Annotated in this window: 1 protein-coding gene; it reads right to left on the minus strand. The window is 52.4% G+C overall.

Annotation, left to right across the window (positions count from 1 at the left end; all coding sequences use genetic code 11):
* Positions 1-144: 144 nt before the first annotated feature.
* A partial coding sequence (locus ABD140_RS39855; RefSeq protein WP_344248261.1) for a phosphoserine transaminase occupies positions 145-1,004 on the minus strand: 860 nt, incomplete at its 5' end.

The raw sequence follows: 1,004 nt of genomic DNA on the forward strand, positions 1-1,004 counted from the left end.
TGTACTCAAACATTTTCAAACTCTGGCCTCTGGTCAGAGTTTGAAAATGTTTGAGTACACGTAGATTTTAACGCGCAATTCAAAGTGGTAAGGGGCGTAGCGCTTGCGCGAGACAACCATTACCGGCGAGTTTGATGAGGGGGGCTAGCCTTTGACTTCTGCGTAGGCCCAGTCGAGCCATGGGATTAAGGCTTCGAGGTCTGTGCTATCAACAGTGCCACCACACCAGATTCTGAGGCCTGCTGGGGCATCGCGGTAGGCGCCAATGTCGTAGGCAGCGTCTTCAGCTTCGAGAAGTTTAACCATAGATTTTACTTGGTCGGCTGCAAGGTCGAGAGTGAGGCAGACGGAAGTGGTGGAAGCTGTAGCTGGATCGATAGCTAGGTTATTGACCCAGTCGCGTTCAGCGACGAATTTCTCGATCACGGCTGCGTTGGCAGATGCGCGGTCAATCATTGTTTTGAGTCCGCCGATAGATTCGACCCAGTTGAGGGCATCGATGTAATCCGCTACTGCGAGCATGGATGGTGTATTGATCGTGGCGCCTTTGAAGATGCCTTCGATGATTTCGTCACCTTTGGTGAGACGGAAAATTTTCGGTAGTGGGCGTTCTGGCTTGTAGGTCTGTAGGCGCTCGACTGCACGAGGGCTGAGAACGACCATTCCGTGTGCACCTTCACCACCGAGAACTTTTTGCCATGAGTAGGTGGTGACATCGAGCTTCTCCCATGGAAGATCCATTGCAAATGCTGCTGAAGTGGCGTCGCAAATGGTGAGGCCTTCGCGCTCGTCACTGATCCAATCTGCATTTGGAACGCGTACGCCAGAGGTGGTTCCATTCCATGTGAAAACGACATCGTTGGCTGGGTTGACCTGAGTGAGGTCTGGTAGGACGCCGTAGTCAGCAGTGATTTCGTTGACGTTTTCGAGCTTGAGCTGCTTAGTCACATCTGTGAGCCAGCCTTTACCGAATGATTCCCAGTGGCAAACATCGACGTCGCGTG

It is taken from the genome of Actinocorallia libanotica (assembly GCF_039525175.1).
In the GTDB taxonomy this organism is placed as follows: Bacteria; Actinomycetota; Actinomycetes; order Streptosporangiales; family Streptosporangiaceae; genus Actinocorallia; species Actinocorallia libanotica.